Source organism: Pseudomonas sp. R45(2017) (assembly GCF_002112305.1).
Lineage (GTDB): Bacteria > Pseudomonadota > Gammaproteobacteria > Pseudomonadales > Pseudomonadaceae > Aquipseudomonas > Aquipseudomonas paraglycinae.
Genome location: NZ_NEHH01000002.1, coordinates 393870 through 409363, shown reverse-complemented (window position 1 = coordinate 409363; position 15494 = coordinate 393870). Strand labels below are relative to the sequence as shown.

12 protein-coding genes are annotated in these 15494 nt (G+C 57.0%); 11 read left to right on the top strand and 1 reads right to left on the bottom strand.

All coding sequences use genetic code 11. The annotated features are described in order from the left end of the window. The 6 genes from CAF74_RS06125 to CAF74_RS06100 all read left to right on the top strand — a co-directional run bounded on the left by CAF74_RS06125 (nucleotide 1) and on the right by CAF74_RS06100 (nucleotide 9676). The gene (locus CAF74_RS06125) at nucleotides 1–1581 is read left to right on the top strand and encodes a VWA domain-containing protein (RefSeq protein WP_085745683.1); all 1581 of its coding nucleotides are present in this window, start codon (nucleotides 1–3) and stop codon (nucleotides 1579–1581) included. Then, entirely contained in the window at nucleotides 1578–2894 is a 1317-nt protein-coding gene (locus CAF74_RS06120) for a BatD family protein (protein WP_085745682.1), read from the top strand. Before CAF74_RS06125 ends, CAF74_RS06120 begins: the two co-directional genes overlap by 4 nt. Further along, nucleotides 2891–3907, top strand: coding sequence for an HAD family phosphatase (locus CAF74_RS06115; protein ID WP_085745681.1), 1017 nt, complete (start codon nucleotides 2891–2893; stop codon nucleotides 3905–3907). Before CAF74_RS06120 ends, CAF74_RS06115 begins: the two co-directional genes overlap by 4 nt. Nucleotides 3908–3986: 79 nt before the next feature. Then, nucleotides 3987–6491 (top strand): fused MFS/spermidine synthase, encoded by a 2505-nt coding sequence (locus CAF74_RS06110; RefSeq protein ID WP_085745680.1) that lies wholly within the window; start codon nucleotides 3987–3989, stop codon nucleotides 6489–6491. 99 nt (nucleotides 6492–6590) lie between these two features. Beyond that, nucleotides 6591–8948 (top strand): tetratricopeptide repeat protein, encoded by a 2358-nt coding sequence (locus tag CAF74_RS06105; protein ID WP_085745679.1) that lies wholly within the window; start codon nucleotides 6591–6593, stop codon nucleotides 8946–8948. Between the two features lie 98 nt (nucleotides 8949–9046). After that, nucleotides 9047–9676, top strand: a complete 630-nt coding sequence (locus CAF74_RS06100; protein WP_085745678.1) for a hypothetical protein — start codon at nucleotides 9047–9049, stop codon at nucleotides 9674–9676. A 32-nt stretch (nucleotides 9677–9708) separates the two neighbouring features. Here CAF74_RS06100 and CAF74_RS06095 read toward each other — a convergent pair whose 3' ends face one another. Next, nucleotides 9709–10380, bottom strand: coding sequence for a DUF3313 domain-containing protein (locus CAF74_RS06095; RefSeq protein WP_085745677.1), 672 nt, complete (start codon nucleotides 10378–10380; stop codon nucleotides 9709–9711). Nucleotides 10381–10629: 249 nt separating this feature from the next. Between CAF74_RS06095 and CAF74_RS06090 the strand changes: the two genes are divergently transcribed. The 5 genes from CAF74_RS06090 (at nucleotide 10630) to CAF74_RS06070 (ending at nucleotide 15425) form a co-directional block, all read left to right on the top strand. Further along, nucleotides 10630–11226, top strand: coding sequence for a paraquat-inducible protein A (locus CAF74_RS06090; protein WP_085745676.1), 597 nt, complete (start codon nucleotides 10630–10632; stop codon nucleotides 11224–11226). Next, on the top strand, nucleotides 11223–11873 hold the full coding sequence (locus tag CAF74_RS06085) for a paraquat-inducible protein A (RefSeq protein WP_085745675.1): 651 nt from the start codon (nucleotides 11223–11225) through the stop codon (nucleotides 11871–11873). Before CAF74_RS06090 ends, CAF74_RS06085 begins: the two co-directional genes overlap by 4 nt. After that, nucleotides 11854–13509 carry an intermembrane transport protein PqiB gene (locus CAF74_RS06080; RefSeq protein WP_085745674.1) on the top strand — a complete coding sequence of 552 codons (1656 nt, stop codon included), beginning with the start codon at nucleotides 11854–11856 and terminating at the stop codon, nucleotides 13507–13509. The genes CAF74_RS06085 and CAF74_RS06080 overlap by 20 nt, the downstream gene beginning before the upstream one ends. A 50-nt stretch (nucleotides 13510–13559) precedes the next feature. Then, the gene (locus CAF74_RS06075) at nucleotides 13560–14081 is read left to right on the top strand and encodes a membrane integrity-associated transporter subunit PqiC (RefSeq protein WP_240871787.1); all 522 of its coding nucleotides are present in this window, start codon (nucleotides 13560–13562) and stop codon (nucleotides 14079–14081) included. 117 nt (nucleotides 14082–14198) lie between these two features. After that, nucleotides 14199–15425 (top strand): OmpP1/FadL family transporter, encoded by a 1227-nt coding sequence (locus CAF74_RS06070; RefSeq protein WP_240871907.1) that lies wholly within the window; start codon nucleotides 14199–14201, stop codon nucleotides 15423–15425. Nucleotides 15426–15494 lie beyond the last annotated feature (69 nt).

The window sequence follows — 15494 nt, the reverse complement described above, 5'->3', positions numbered from 1 at the left end:
ATGGACATAAACCTCAGCGACTTCCATTTCCTGCGTCCGCCATGGCTTCTGTTGGCTGCGTTCGGAGCACTGCTGCCGTGGATCTGGCGCCAAAGTCGCGATCTTCAGCGCAGCCTGCGTGGCAAGATTGCAGAGCATTTGCTGCCACATCTGTTACTCACGCCACAGGACCGTCAACGACTGCGGCCGGTACATTTACTGTGCGCCCTGCTGGTGCTTGGCGCAGTGGCTGCTGCCGGACCGACCTGGGAACAGGATCGCCCGGACTTTCTGGAAAATCGTGCACCGTTGATCATCGCCCTCGATCTGTCTCCGTCGATGGATGCCAATGATATTCAGCCTACGCGGCTGGAAGCGGTCAAACATAAACTTCATGACTTGATTCAGCGAAGAGCCGGCGCCCGCACCGGACTGATCGCCTACGCAGGAACCGCACATCTGGTCTTGCCTGCGACGAACGACCCAGAACTGTTGGACACGTTCATCCAGGCGCTAGATACGGGACTGATCGAAAAGCAAGGCAAGGACGTTGCGGCGGTGATCGAACAGGCGAAACGCTTGCTGGACGCTGAGAAAACCCCTGGCACCCTGTTGTTGATCACCGACGGTGCCGACACCACCCAGTCAGAAAACCTCGGCAAACAGTTGCAGGGCGGCTCGCTTCAGGTTCTTGTGCTGGCAGCCGGAAATGAAAACGGTAGTGTGATTCTCGACAGCAACGGCCAGCCTCGTACCGCAGCTGACGGGCGCCCTGTAATCGGCAGTATTGATCCGGCCGCGCTCAAGGATTTGGCTGCTGCCCTGGACGCACCGCTGGGCAGTCTGACACTTACCAATGATGATCTGGACTGGATCGAAGGACACGCTCAACAACACTTTCGTAGTGCCAGTGAAGAACAGCGAGTATTGCACTGGAAGGATGCCGGTTATTGGTTGTGCTGGCCGCTTCTACTGCTGGCGTTGTTCAGTGTTCGCAAGGGGTGGCGTGTCAACTGGATGCCGGCGCTATTGCTGACAATCGGGCTCGGATGGCCGAGCGCACCGGCGCAGGCAAACGCGCTGACAGATGCTTTTCTCACCCGGGATCAGCAAGGGCGGTGGGCGTTCGAACATGAGCATTTCCCCCAGGCAGCAGAGCTGTTTACCGACCCGTTGTGGAAAGGTATCGCAGCCTACAAAGCGGCCGATTACGACTTGGCGCTGACATCATTCGCCCGCCTCGATACGCCGCAAGCCTATTTTTATCTGGGCAACATTTATGTGCGCCGATTCAAGTTCGATGAGGCTATTGCCGCTTACTCTCAGGCATTGAAACTGCAACCGCAGTTTCCAGAAGCCAGCGCTAACCTCGCATTGGCGCAGGCTTTGCAGAAAGATACCGAAAGCGCCGAGCAAAATGCCCCCGATACCAAACCGGACCAGGTCAAATTCGACAAGGCACCGGGAAAAGGCCAAAGCAAGACGATTGAAACCGAACAGGCAACCTCGGATGCTCTGTGGTTACAAAACCTGACAACCTCCCCTGCGAAGTTTCTCAAGCAGAAATTCCGCTTGCAGGACCAAGCAGGAGCCACGCCATGAGACTCACCGCCTCACTCGCGTTGACCTCCTTTTTGCTGTGCAGCGTAAGCGCCCTCGCTGCCGAGCCCCAACTCAAGGTCCGGACCCATTTGCAGCCTGCCGATGGTGCAATGGTCGGTGAGATGTTGGAGTTACAACTCGACATCCTGACAGACACCTGGTTTACCAGCGCTCCCACCCTGCCTGAGCTGGTACTTGATGGCGCGCGGGTATTACCTCCCGATGGCCAGGCCGAGCACCTCAATCAGACGCTCGATGGCCAGTCGTTCAGCGGCATGCGTTATCGCTATCTGATCACACCGAATGTCGCCCGCGAATTCACAATCCCGGCGCTGACCGTACGCGCCACACCGGGGCAAGCGACAGAGGAACAGAGCGCCTCCAGTCAAATAGTACAGTTCAGCGCGGCCCAACCGCCGGGCTTCGAGCCGGATGAAATACCTCTGGTTGCAACGGGACTGCGATTGAGCCAACGCATAATCAATTCAGCCTCGCCCTTGAAAGTCGGCGACAGCATTACTCGGCAGTTGACTCTACAAGCCGACAATGCCCTTGCCATGACGCTGCCGGTGCCACCGTTGGGCACAGTTGACGGCCTGAGCCGTTATCTGAAAACACCCCAGATACGCAATCTGGACGATGGGCGGGGCTTTTTGCTTGGTGGTGAACGGATCGACAGCGCCAGTTACCGTATCGATAGCGCCGGCACTCACATGTTGCCCGCTATCAAAGTGAAATGGTGGGACTCCGGCACCCATCAGGTCCGTACCGCTCAAGTTCCTGCGGTGACGTTTGAGGCCACCGCAAACAATGCCTACAAACCTGTGTTTTCGATCGCAGAGGACCTCAGGCAACTCGGGCAAGACAGTCGCTTGCATCTTTCCACCCGGTGGTTGAGCTGGCTGGTACTTGTGAGCTTGCTGATCGCCGGCGTCTGGTTCGCCCGGCCATTGCTGACTCGTGGCTACCGCGCCTTGCGAACCCGTCAGCAAGCGCGCCATCAGGCACGATTGCAATCCGCCGACTACGCCTGGCGGCAAATCAGACCGCAGGTCGAAGGCCGGCCTCCTCAACTGACCGCTATATATCTGTGGCTGCGCCGAGGTCGACTCGGCGTGAAGCTCGCGGCACTCGACCCACATATGCAAACGCTGTTAAGCGCCGTTTATGGCGAAAAAACCAATAAAGACCAAGCGTTGCGTGAACTTCCTCAATCCTTGGCTAAGCTGCACAGTCAGGCCAAAGAGAAACAAGGCTTGCCGAAACCAGCCTTGAGACCGCTCAACCCCGTTCATGACAAGGATTACTCATGAGTCTCCCGAATCTGCATCTCCGTCGTTTCGGTCTGATCCTGCTGTTGCTCATTGCGCTGCCAAATCTGGTTCAAGCCGGTGAGCCACTGCCTTCGTGGAATGACGGCCCATCAAAAAAGAGCATCATCGAATTTGTCCAGTCGGTAACCGACCAGACGAGCAAGGATTTCGTCAAACCAGCCGAGCGTATTGCTGTATTCGATAATGACGGCACTTTGTGGAGCGAGCAGCCGGCGTATTTCGAAGTGTTATTCGCATTCGACGAGGTCAAACGCACGGCGGCGCAGCACCCTGAATGGAAAACCACTCAGCCTTTCAAGGCTGTGCTTGAAAACGACCATAAAGCGCTGGCTGCGACCGGCATGGATGGGTTGCTGAAAATCGTCGGTGCGACGCACAGTGGCATGACTACAGAAGAATTCAATGACTATGCCCAGACTTGGCTGACGCAGGCCCGACATCCAAAGACCGGTAAACCCTATACCGAGATGATCTTCCAGCCGATGCTCGAGATGCTTGATTATCTGCGCAGCGAAGGTTTCAAGACCTACATCGTCTCTGGTGGGGACACAGGCTTCATGCGCGCCTTCGCCGAAAAGGTTTACGGCATCCCGCCCGAGCAGGTCATCGGCACAACGTTCGACACGTCGTACCAGTTCAAGGACGGTAAGGCATCCATCCTGCGCAACCCGAAGTTGGCGCATAACGACGACGGGCCGGGCAAACCCGTGAGCATCGACAATATTATCGGCCGACGCCCGATTCTGGCATTTGGCAACTCAGACGGTGACCTGCAGATGCTCCAATGGACTGCTGCCGGCGCTGGCAAACGCTTCATGGGTCTGGTACATCACACCGATGCCAAACGCGAATGGGCGTATGACCGTCAGTCGCAGATTGGTCGTCTGGACAAGGCACTTGATGAAGCCAGGCAGCGGGGCTGGACGGTTGTCGATATGGCGACAGAATGGAAGCGTATCTATCCCGCCGATGCGGGCCAACCTGCTCAGTGACAAGCGCTTTGTCCTCCAGGCCCCCGGTAAAGCCCGAGTAACGTTAAGCACTTTCGAATCGGAATAAGGCTGTCGTGCAATGTCTTCACGAGTTACTAGCGAAATCCCGGATATGTCTGTTGCTGGCCCCTCTCGTATAGCCCTGATCGTCCCCGCGCTTTTGCTGTGCATATCCGGTGCGGCGGCATTGATCTATCAAGTGCTCTGGATCAAGCAGTTGTCATTGGTGGTTGGTGTTGAGGTCTATGCCATCACCACGGGCATCAGCGCATTTTTCGCGGGTCTGGCGTTCGGTGGCTGGCTGTTCGGCCGCTGGGCAGATCGCCTGCATCAACCTGTCGTGCTCTACGCCATTCTGGAAGTGCTGGTTGCCGCACTAGGTGTCGGCGCAACGTTCGCACTTAGCCTTTCTGCCCCGGTGTTTGCCTGGCTGCAGCAGTATGTCGGCGTGCTGGCATGGATACTCCCCTTCGCTCTGGTGGGCGTCCCTGCTTTGCTGATGGGAGGTACGCTCCCCGTGCTGGTGCGATCCCTGGCATCAGCCCCGGGCAAGGCCGGCGGCCAACTGTACGCAGCCAATACCCTCGGCGCGATTGCCGGTACTCTGCTTGCCGCGTTTGTACTGGTTGCCACCTTCGGTGTCAGGGGCAGCGCGCTATTCGCCGCCATGTTCAATCTGCTGGCTGCCGCCGGCGCGCTCTGGTGGCAGCATCAGCAGCCGGTAACGAAGGCTGCTGCGGTCAAGCACCTTTCCGAGCAATCCCCCGATCGCACAGCCTTGTGGCTCTACGCAGTAGCCGGCGGTGTGGCCCTGGGCTATGAAGTGGTGTGGTCGCAGTCGATCGTGCAATTCATGAGTACTCGTACCTACGCATTTGCCGTGGTGTTGGCGACGTATCTTGCCGGGCTGTTTCTCGGGAGCGCCCTGCTCTCCCGCCGCGTTGATCGGATCCGCGATCCATGGGGCGTGTTTGGTTTGCTTATCGTCGGCGCCGGGCTGATTGCGCTGCTGGAAATCGCTCTGCTCGGACGTTGGTTGGTGATGGCGCAGACTCAGGCCGAGATTTGGCTGCTGGCATTGGGCGCCGCTGAACTGGCGGGGATGAGTGCCCGTTTTGCAGTTGCCGCACTGAGCATTGTGTTTCTGCCGACCCTGTTGCTCGGAGCTGCATTTCCATTGGCGTTACGCCTGAGCGTCGGCAATGGGCGAGTTGGCCGAGATGTCGGTGCGGTGGTCGCCTTCAACACCCTTGGCGGGATCATCGGGGTGCTGCTCTGCGGATTTTTGCTGATTCCCTTGCTTGGCCTTGTGCGTACTTTGGGCCTGCTTGCGGTCATCGCGGCGGCCATCGGTTATCTGGCGGTACGCAAAGGACACGGCGTGAAAAAAGGACGGCGCCAGGCTGTTGTTGCACTCGGCCTGGTATCGGTAGCACTCGCACTGTTAACGCCGGTCGATAAGCTGGCGAGCTTGTTACCCGGCGCTCGCAATGGAACGCTGGCATTCTACGAAGAGGGGCGCGGCGGTACGGTTGCGGTGGTCACCCAAGGTAAAGGACAAAATGCATTCCAGCGCCTTTATATCCAGGGGGTTTCAAACACCGGCGACGCGATGCCGTCACTGCGCTACATGCGCATTCAGGCGTTGCTGCCGTTGCTCATCCACAATGGCGAGCCCCGCTCGGCTTTGGTGATCGGTTTCGGTACCGGAATCACCGCAGGTGCATTGCTCAAATATCCAGGGCTGGAGCATCGAGTAGTCGCGGAATTGCTGCCCTCCGTGATCAAGGCCGCCCCATTATTCAAAGGAAATTTCAACGCGGCCAGCGATCCTGGTGTCGATGTGCGTCTGCGCGACGGCCGTCAGGAGCTCCTGCGCAGTCCGCAAAGCTACGACTTGATTACGCTCGAACCACCACCACCCTCCGCCGCCGGTGTAGTGAATTTGTATTCCCGGGACTTCTATCAATTGGCCGCCAGCCGTTTGCAGAAACATGGCCTGGTCGCTCAATGGTTGCCTTTGCCAACACAAAATATTGAAGACTCGCGCTCACTGGTGCGCAGTTTTCTCGATGTATTTCCTTATGCGAATGTCTGGACCAGCGAATTTCATGAAATGTTGTTGGTGGGGTCGATGGAGCCAATCGAACTGGACGTGACAAAAATCAGCCAACGTTTTCAGCAAGATTCGGTGCGTAGCACATTGCAAGACGTCGGCATTGGCTCGCCCGCAGCGTTGCTGTCAACCTGGGTCACCGGCCGGGCCGGTCTTGAGCGTTTCGCCGCCGACGCGCCTGCCGTAACAGACGATCAGCCGCGCATAGAATACGCACCATGGGTGCGCGCCAAGGAGATCACCCGGGTACTTCCAGCATTGCTGGACCTGCACGTTTCGCCGCCTCTGGTAAATGGTGACGAAGGTTTTACCCAGCGTATGGAAGCCCATCGCCAACGCCTGATGCAGTTTTATCGAGCCAGCCTGCATGCCTATGACGGTGACCGAGACGCCTGGGCACGCGATATCCGGGAAGTCATGAGTGGTGACGGAGGTAATCCGTATTTTCGCTGGTTCGTCGGCCAGTGATTACCCGTTGAACATTTGACACTCGCCTGCCAGCAGGCTAAAGCTGCATTAGCTCGATACTTGCCTGAAGGCACATGGACCTGGACTACGGAAGTCGCAATGCCCAAGCATAAAAACAGAGCCGCACCGAACCAGCCTGACGCCGCACCGACCTCGATTTCTCGCTACCTGTTTCCCGTCACTATCGGCGTGCTGCTGGCTGCCGTGGCGGGAATCGGTTGGTTTCTGCTAAGCCCGGCACCCGCGTCGGGCAAGTATGTGGAGATCAGCGCCCCCGTGGTGCAACCAGCCAAGTCTGTACCGGTGGTCGCAGCCAAACCGGCGACGATGGTCGATGAACAACAATGCCAGGGTTGCCACAGTGAACAGGCCAAGGATTGGCAAGGCTCACACCACCAATTGGCCATGCAACCGGCCACCGCCGAAACCATGCTGGGTGACTTTAACAACGTCACCTTCAAAGCCGAAAACGAGACCACCCGTTTCGTGCGCAAGGGCGACGAATTCTGGGTCAATGCACCGGGGCTCGATGGCAAGAACGCCGATTTCAAAGTCGCTTACACCTTCGGCATCGCGCCGCTCCAGCAATACCTGATCGAGGTCGGCGAAGGTCGCTTGCAGGCACTGGGTGTCGCCTGGGATACCGAGAAGCATCGCTGGTTTCATCTCTACGCAGGCCAAGGTGTGAATTTCAAGAATCCACTGCACTGGAGCAAGCCGAGCCAGAACGCCAACTTCATGTGCGTTGAGTGCCACACCACCGGTTTCAAGCGCAACTTCGATGCCGCCAGCAACACTTTCGCCAGTCACTGGAACAGTCTTGGCGTCGGTTGTCAGGCGTGCCATGGTCCGGCGTCGAACCACCTTGAGTGGACAGCGAAGCAAACAGATCTGATCCATGCTGGTTTCGACGTCAACCTTAAGGACAAGAACGCCACCGTCGAAATCGAGACATGCGCCCGCTGCCACGCTCGCCGCGCGCCCTTGGGTGATGGCTACACCGTAGGAAAGCGTTTGATGGACGATTACCTGCCAAGCGCCCTCACCCGCGAGCTGTACTCACTGGACGGCAAAATCAAGGATGAAGTGTTCGAACATGGCTCGTTCCTGCAAAGCAAAATGTTCGACAAAGGCGTGCGCTGCAGCAATTGTCATAACCCGCATAGCAGCGAGTTGAAAGCACCGGGTAACGGAGTGTGCTTGCAATGCCATAACACCGCTGGGAAAACCGCCGTCGAAGGTGTCGATGGTAAAGGCCTCCAGGCAAAAAACTACGACTCGGTTGAACACACCCGCCACGCCATGGGCCAGCCTGGTTCACAGTGCGTCGATTGCCACATGCCCGGCAAGTTCTATATGGGTAACGATTTCCGGCATGACCACAGCTTCAGTATTCCCAACCCGGAACGCGCGGCAAAACTCGGCACTCAGGACGCCTGTTTGACTTGTCACCAAGGCCAGGCCGGGGACAAGATCACCGCGCAATTCAAACTGTGGAACAGCTCGACTGCCCCGCAGGCGCCGCGTTACGACGAAAGCCTGCGACTGATTCGCAATGGCCAACCCGGTGCAGCGCAGGCGTTATACGAGCAGTTGCAGCGCAGCAATCTACCGGCTATTCAGCGTGCGACGTTGTTGGCGGAGCTGGCGCTGTATCCGAGTGATCAAGCGTTGAAGCTGGCAACGCAGGACCTGAAAAATCCGGAGCCGCAAGTCCGTGAAGCCGCAGTACGCGCAGTCAGCGCGTTTCTCCCGCCGCCGGAGCGGACCTCTCTTTTGACGCCGCTACTGGGTGATTCGGTCAAAGCTGTGCGCATCGTGGCGGCACGGGATCTGTTGAGTGTCGCTCGCAACGGACTTGGCCCGGCACAGCCCAACTGGGACGCCGCAATTGCCGAGTACGAAGCCGTGCAAAAGAGTCTGGCGGAGCGCGCGGAAGCCAACCTCAACCTGGCGATGCTCTATCAAGCCAATGGTCGTTCCAGCGAAGTAGAGGGGCTACTGCGCACGGCAATCAAGCGCGATCCGGACTTCTACCCCGCTTTGGTCACGCTTGTGCAATGGCTGGAAGGCAACAGCCGCAGTCAGGAAGCCCAAGCCCTGCTTGATGAAAGCCTCAAACAACACCCTGACGCCGCGTTGCTGCACCATACTCGCGGACTGTCCTTGATCCGCGCGGGAAAAACCGCCGAGGCCATGCCATCCCTCAGCAAGGCTGCGCAACTGGAGCCGCAGAATGCACAGTACGGTTACGTTCTGGCAGTTGCTCTGCACGAGAATGGCAAAGTGGATGAAGCCTGTGCGCAACTGGAGCGTTTGCTCAAGGTGCAACCTGCCAATCGCAACGCGCGGCTATCGCTGATCGAGTGGTATCTCAACAGCGGGCAGGAACCCAAGGCACAGGTAGTCTTGCAGTCCTGGAAGAAAATGAATATTGCGGATCCGGCATTGAAATGAGTGCGGTTACGACTTGTAGCCTAAGGTGAAGGGGGCTGGCCGGTTCCAGGCCAGTCAATCACAGTTGCGCGCTACAGCCATTCATGAAGGAGCGGGCTATGTTCAAGTTCTTCAAGACTACAGTGCTCGGTGGCCTGATCTTTATCCTGCCGCTGGTTCTCATTTTCGTGCTGATCGAAAAAGCCATTCACCTTCTGCGAGGCCCGGTGCAAAAGCTTTTGCCAATGTTCTCCGGCTATGACATCGCCGGTGTTACGCTACTAAGCCTGGCTACCTTGGCGGGTTTGATTCTGCTGTGTTTTTTGGCTGGCCTGCTGGCGAAGACGACAGCCGCGTCGCGTGCTATCGACGCGATTGAAAACAAGGTCCTTGGCAATTTGCCCGGGTATCAACTGGTCAAGGACGCCGCGAGTCGAATGGCCGGGCTGGAAAATGACGACGGCTCAAAGGTCGGGTTAATCGCGGAAGGTGAAGGGTGGCGCGTCTGTCTGGTGCTCGAAAGTGTCGGCGAGCTCCTGACGATCTACATGCCTGATGGTGGTCCCGCTGGCGGTACTGCGGGTGAAGTGCGCTTGATTCCCGCATCACATGTGATCATTACCGAGCTGACATGGCTGACGCTGCTCACCAATTTGCGACGTGGAGGTCGTGGCCTCCTGGAAGCTATACAACCCTGGTTGCCAAATCCTGAGTGCCAGCCCACCTGCCCTGCCCCTCATCATGGTTGACAGGACAGAAGGGTTAGCAAGTCAGTCCGACGTTACTTGTTTTTCAACTTCAGGTACGACTGGTGAAGGTCCGCCGCCCACTCGTCCAATACCTTGCGCGCATCTGTCGCTTTCATGATTTGGCTGTCGTTCTCCAGCGGCTGGCCAGTGCCTTTGCGCACAACCTGAGCAATCACCGCGTTATTGCCGCCATCCAGAAATACGGCTTCAGTGGCGATCGTAGTTTCCTGGTCACGAATACCAGTCGCAGTGCTCACTGCAGCGGCGACCAGCGCGATTGGAATCACTTCGTATGGCTTGAGCCCTTCAGTCTTGCTGCTGACAGCCGTGATAGCCGCTCGCACAACGATGGTGCCCGGGCCTGGGCCATTGGCCAAAGGCAGGGACTTGCCCAGCTCACGCTTGAGTGCAGAGTCGTAGTAGGACGTGATGCCGTTGAGTGTGCTTTGCGGAATCTTGTCGGTAGGTTGTGGTTTGGGGTAAAGCTGGCTCGGCTCTACGTAAACGCTCGAGTATTTGTTCAGATCGAGCTTGGGATCAACCCAGCGCATCACGGCTGCACCCGAGGGGGATTTTTCCTCCTTCAAACGGCTGTAATCCTTGAGGAAACCCGAGTACTCATCAGGCTGAGTCAGCTTGCTTGAACATCCGGTCATGGCTAGCGTAGCCAGACATACCGACCCCATCAAAAGCGTTGCTCTCATTCTTGAATCTCCCTGGTGTGCGAAATTTCGCGAAGCCCATTCGATCAATGCATGGCTGCAAACGTCCTGGCTTTTGATGAGCCAATAGACGAGCCGTTTATGTATAGCTCAACTTTTTGCCCTGATCGCCAATCGAAGTAGATCTCGTGCTTTTCATCAGATACTGAAATAAAAAAAGTTGCTGAACCTTAAAGCACTTCTATTCTCATTGAAGTTTTTCCAGTCTCTAAAGTCCGCCGAGCGTACCCGATGGGAAATGACAAGGGATGGATCATTTGCGAGCACTGCGACGGTGTTTACGAGCGCAGCGTGCTCATCAAGAATCAGAAGACTTGGTGCGTGCGCTGCGGCGGCGTGCTCCAGCGCTATAACGGACTGACGATTGAGCAGCGTTTGGCGCTCACTCTCACAGCGCTGGTGGTGTGGATTTTCGCTAATTTTTATCCGGTGATGAGCATCAGCCTCAAAGGTCTGAAAAACAGTGCGACGCTATGGGATTCTGTCGTGGCGTTGAGCCTTGGACCGATCACTTTCATAGCACTCGTAGCCGCAGTAGCCATGATCATTGCGCCGATTATCCAGTTGCTGCTGCTGGTTTGGGTGCTGGGCTTTGCGCTGAAATCTCGTCGTTCCCCCGGTTTCCGCTTCTGCATGCGATGGCTGGAAACCCTTAGACCCTGGAGCATGCTTGAAGTCTGCCTTCTTGGGGCCATGGTCGCGGTGATCAAACTTGCCGGGCTGCTGGACGTGTTGCCGGGTATTGGCCTGTTTGCTCTCGCCGTGTTGAGCCTGATGATGATCCGCATTGCCGGGCGCGATATCCGCGAACTGTGGGACATCCTATGAACATGCCGCCCAATGCCAATGACCTTAACTTGTGTCTTTGCCACAGTTGCGGCCAGGCGTGCGACATGACGGGCGAACCCCATGAGTGCGAACGCTGCGGGTCTCCCCTGCATCGCCGCAAGCCCGATTCGCTGACGAGGACCTGGGCCTATATGTTCACGGCGCTGGCGTTCTATGTTCCGGCCAATCTGCTGCCGGTCATGAATACCAAAATGGTCGGCAACGGCGCTGACAGCACTATCATGAGCGGCGTGCTGGAGTTCTGGGAGGCCGGAGCCTGGGATATCGCGCTGATCATCTTCATTGCAAGTATCGCCGTGCCCGGTATCAAGTTTGTCGCGATCACGCTGCTGCTGGTCACGGTTCAGCGCGACAGCCAATGGGCGCTCAAGGAACGCTCCCGTCTGTACCGGTTCGTTGAGGTCATCGGGTATTGGTCGATGCTCGACGTCATCGTCGTGGCACTGGTCGCGTCATTGGTGAAGTTCGACGCACTGGCCGACATCGAACCACGTGCCGGCATTCTGTTTTTTGGCTTGGTGGTGGTCTTCACCATGCTCTCGGCGATGAGTTTCGACCCGCGCCTTATCTGGGACCAACACAATCGGCAAGACAGGGAGTTCATGGATGAAGTCATCCACCAATGACAAGCCGCATACCCCGGGACAGGCCCCGCTCAAGACGCGTCGATTCGGCGTCTCGCTGGTCTGGATAGTACCCATCATTGCAGTGCTGGTAGGCATTTCACTGGTGGTTCACAGCATTCTTCAGGAAGGGCCGACCATCACGCTGACGTTTAAAACAGGTGATGGACTCACCGCCAACAAAACCGAAGTCAAGTACCGCAATGTGGTGATCGGACACGTCTCGGATGTCAGTCTGAGCGACGATCAGAAAAGCGTGAACGCCACGATCAAACTGGCCAAACAGGCAGAAGGCTTCACTCGCGAAGACTCCAAATACTGGGTAGTGCGACCCCGTATCGGCGCGGGTGGCGTGTCCGGCATCGACACCCTGCTTTCCGGCGACTACATCGGCGCCGATATCGGTCAGTCAAACACGCGGGCAAAAACGTTCAAGGGGCTGGAAAATCCGCCTCCGATTACCTACGGCGAACCGGGCAAACGCTTTACCCTGCACACCGAAGATCTCGGCTCCCTGGACATCGGCTCCCCGGTCTACTACCGCAAGATACCGGTGGGCCAAGTCGTGGCTTATGCGCTGGACCCCGATGGTAAAGGCGTCAGTATTGAAGTGTTCATTCATACGCCGAACGACGCCTATGTCACCGAGAATACTCGTTTCTGGAACGCCAGCGGTATCGACGTAAATGTAGGTGCCAACGGTTTCGCTTTGAAAACCGAATCACTGTCGACCTTACTGGTGGGTGGCATTGCTTTTCGGGCGCCCGAGTTCAGTCCGAACGACACGGCCGCAGGCGAGGACAAGAACTTCGAACTGTTCGCGAATCAAGAAGCCGCCCTCGCCCCTCCCAATGGCAAGGCACAATACCTCAGTTTGCGTTTCGATCAGGCGATGCGCGGGCTCAAGGTTGACGCGCCGGTCGAGTTTCTCGGTGTCGAGATTGGCAAGGTTGTCTCGGTCAATCTTGATTTTGATGAGGCCAAACGCAGCTTTCCGGTCAATGTAGGCATCGTGATTTATCCGCAACGGCTGGGCCAGGCACACGCAAAACTGCTGAAGGTGCTGAAACACGACCCGGAGGACATAGCGGGGACTGCACGGATATTCAGCACCTTTGTCGGCAACGGTTTGCGAGCGCAAGCACGTAGCGGCAACCTGCTCACTGGTCAGTTATATATTGCGCTGGATTTCTTTCCAAAGGCGCCGAAGGTGGCGTTCGACATCAACGCACGGCCGATTGCGATCCCCACCGTGCCTGGCAGCCTGGAACTGCTGCAAGAGCAATTGCAGGCCATGGTCGACAAGATCAACAAGCTGCCGGTCGAGCGAATTGCCAGCAATCTTGATGGCAACCTGACCGAACTGCGCAAAGGGCTTACACAGTTCAATGCCAAAACGTTGCCGAGGGTACAGAGCACGCTTGCCGACATGAGCAAAACCTTGCAGTCGGCCAATGCGACGCTGGCTGAAGACTCGCCGCAGCGGGAAAAACTGACTGAAACACTTGATGAACTCGGACGCATGTCGCGCTCTCTGCGTGAACTCTCAGATTACTTGGGACGCAACCCCGAATCGCTGATTCGCGGACGCCCCGCCAATGCCGCGCCACTGGACCTGAAAGGGCCGCCACGTAACTAAGCGCAGGAGCGAAACCGATGAAGTCAGGACGTATTTCAGCATTGGCCAGCATGCTGTTGCTGCTGGCAGCATGCCGCAGCGATCCAATCTCGTTCCACACCTTGACCCCGGCGCAACCGGCGGGCCCCTCCTACAGCGTCGTTGGCGAAATTCAGATCGAAAGCATGACGGTGCCGCCGCAAGTCGACAGGCCGCAGATCGTGATTCGCCAAGGCGACAGCGGGCTGGCAATCCTCGAAACCCAATGGTGGGCCGCCAGTCTTTCCGAAGAGCTACGCAGTGCACTGAGTGATCAGCTCAACAACGTCCGCGTTAATGGAAAAGTGCTACTACGCGTGGAGGTGCAACGCTTCGATTCGGTTCCTGGCCAATACGCTCTCATGGACGCTAATTGGCGCTTGCGGAGTGCCGACGGGGCATTTTCGCTGAATTGTCGCAGCGTCCTGCAAACCGCATCCGGTGTCAGCATTGATGATCTGGTAGCAGCCCAGCAAAACAACGTCAAACGACTGGCAGCGTTGGTGGGCCGAACTGCCAGCAAACCCGGTAACGGTTGCCCTGCCGCCCAGTAAGGAGAGACCCTCATGTCCGTCACGATTTTGCGCCGCTCTGGATCGGAACTCACCATTAGAAACGCCCTGCGCGAAGGCCTGTCACTTCTCGGTGCTACAAGTTTGTTGCTCAGCAGCATGTCCGCCCAGGCGGGCGGTATCATGATTTATGAAGCAGGCCACGAGGGCACGGGCCTTGCGAACGCCGGGGCGGCAGTGCTGGCCACAGACCCGAGTGTGCTGATGAACAACCCGGCCGGCATCAGTCAGTTGGCTGGCACCCAGGTCAACTTCAATGCCCAAGTGATCCTGGGTGACGTGAGTTTTTCCCGTGACGGAGACAATACCTTTAGTGGCAACGAGGGCGGCAATGCACTGAAGTATCTTCCGGGCAGTAGTTTTTTCGTCAGCCATCAACTTGATGATCGTTCGACTATCGGCTTCGGGATGTATGGCAATTTCGGTCTGGCACTGGACTATGACGACGACTGGGCAGGACGATATTTCACTCAAGAGTCTGCAATTATCGGCGTTTCATTCCAGCCGACCTACGCCTATAAAATTTCTGATGATTTGTCGATCGGCTTTGGACCACGCTTCATGCTGGGCTACTTCCGCACTGAAGTAGCGGTCAATAACAACGTGCTGGGCCTGGGCAACGCTGACGATGGGCAGTTACGTTACAAAGACACCGACTGGGGCACGGGCGCGAATATCGGTTTGCTTTACAAACTAAACGAAAGGACCAAGCTCGGGATTGCATGGACCAGCAAGGTCAAACTGGAATTTGAAGACCGGCCCGAGTTGAAAAACATCACCAATCCTCTGCTTCGAGTCGCGCTGAACCGTATTGACGTCGATCAACTGAATATCGACATGAATGTTCCTCAGACAGTCACCACCAGTATTTCTTACCAGCTCGATCCTCAGTGGACATTGCTGGGTAGCCTCGGCTGGCAAGACTGGAGTGATTTCGGCAAGTTGGGTGTCGAGGTTGACACCGATGCCGCATCGACCGCGCGCACTGCCGATCGGCAATACAAGGACACTTGGCATGTTTCCGTCGGCGCGCAAAACCAGATCAACCCCAAGCTGCGCTGGAATATCGGCGTCGCCTATGACTCTTCCGCCGTCGACGACAAGGATCGCACTGTCGATAACCCCATGAATGAGACATGGCGTCTGGCAACCGGATTCAACTACACGCTGCAAGAAAACCTGGACGTGCACATGAGCTACACCCTGATCTACCTGGGGGATATGGACGTGCAACAGACCAAATCACGCTCCGGAGGCACGGTATCCGGCGAGTATAAGAACGCAGCGCTGCATGTATTGGGTGGTGGTTTGGTCTGGCGGTTTTAAACCACTCGGTAAGAGTGGCTGTGCCGTGTGTCCCAAAAAGGCACAGATGACCGCAGATGACTTGGTAAA

Bases quoted from the DNA above. Each gene is read 5' to 3' on its own strand.
- CAF74_RS06125 (WP_085745683.1), top strand. From the start codon at position 1: ATGGACATAAACCTCAGCGACTTCCATTTCCTGCGTCCGCCATGGCTT.
- CAF74_RS06120 (WP_085745682.1), top strand. From the start codon at position 1,578: ATGAGACTCACCGCCTCACTCGCGTTGACCTCCTTTTTGCTGTGCAGC.
- CAF74_RS06115 (WP_085745681.1), top strand. From the start codon at position 2,891: ATGAGTCTCCCGAATCTGCATCTCCGTCGTTTCGGTCTGATCCTGCTG.
- CAF74_RS06110 (WP_085745680.1), top strand. From the start codon at position 3,987: ATGTCTTCACGAGTTACTAGCGAAATCCCGGATATGTCTGTTGCTGGC.
- CAF74_RS06105 (WP_085745679.1), top strand. From the start codon at position 6,591: ATGCCCAAGCATAAAAACAGAGCCGCACCGAACCAGCCTGACGCCGCA.
- CAF74_RS06100 (WP_085745678.1), top strand. From the start codon at position 9,047: ATGTTCAAGTTCTTCAAGACTACAGTGCTCGGTGGCCTGATCTTTATC.
- CAF74_RS06095 (WP_085745677.1), bottom strand. From the start codon at position 10,380: ATGAGAGCAACGCTTTTGATGGGGTCGGTATGTCTGGCTACGCTAGCC.
- CAF74_RS06090 (WP_085745676.1), top strand. From the start codon at position 10,630: ATGGGAAATGACAAGGGATGGATCATTTGCGAGCACTGCGACGGTGTT.
- CAF74_RS06085 (WP_085745675.1), top strand. From the start codon at position 11,223: ATGAACATGCCGCCCAATGCCAATGACCTTAACTTGTGTCTTTGCCAC.
- CAF74_RS06080 (WP_085745674.1), top strand. From the start codon at position 11,854: ATGAAGTCATCCACCAATGACAAGCCGCATACCCCGGGACAGGCCCCG.
- CAF74_RS06075 (WP_240871787.1), top strand. From the start codon at position 13,560: ATGCTGTTGCTGCTGGCAGCATGCCGCAGCGATCCAATCTCGTTCCAC.
- CAF74_RS06070 (WP_240871907.1), top strand. From the start codon at position 14,199: ATGTCCGCCCAGGCGGGCGGTATCATGATTTATGAAGCAGGCCACGAG.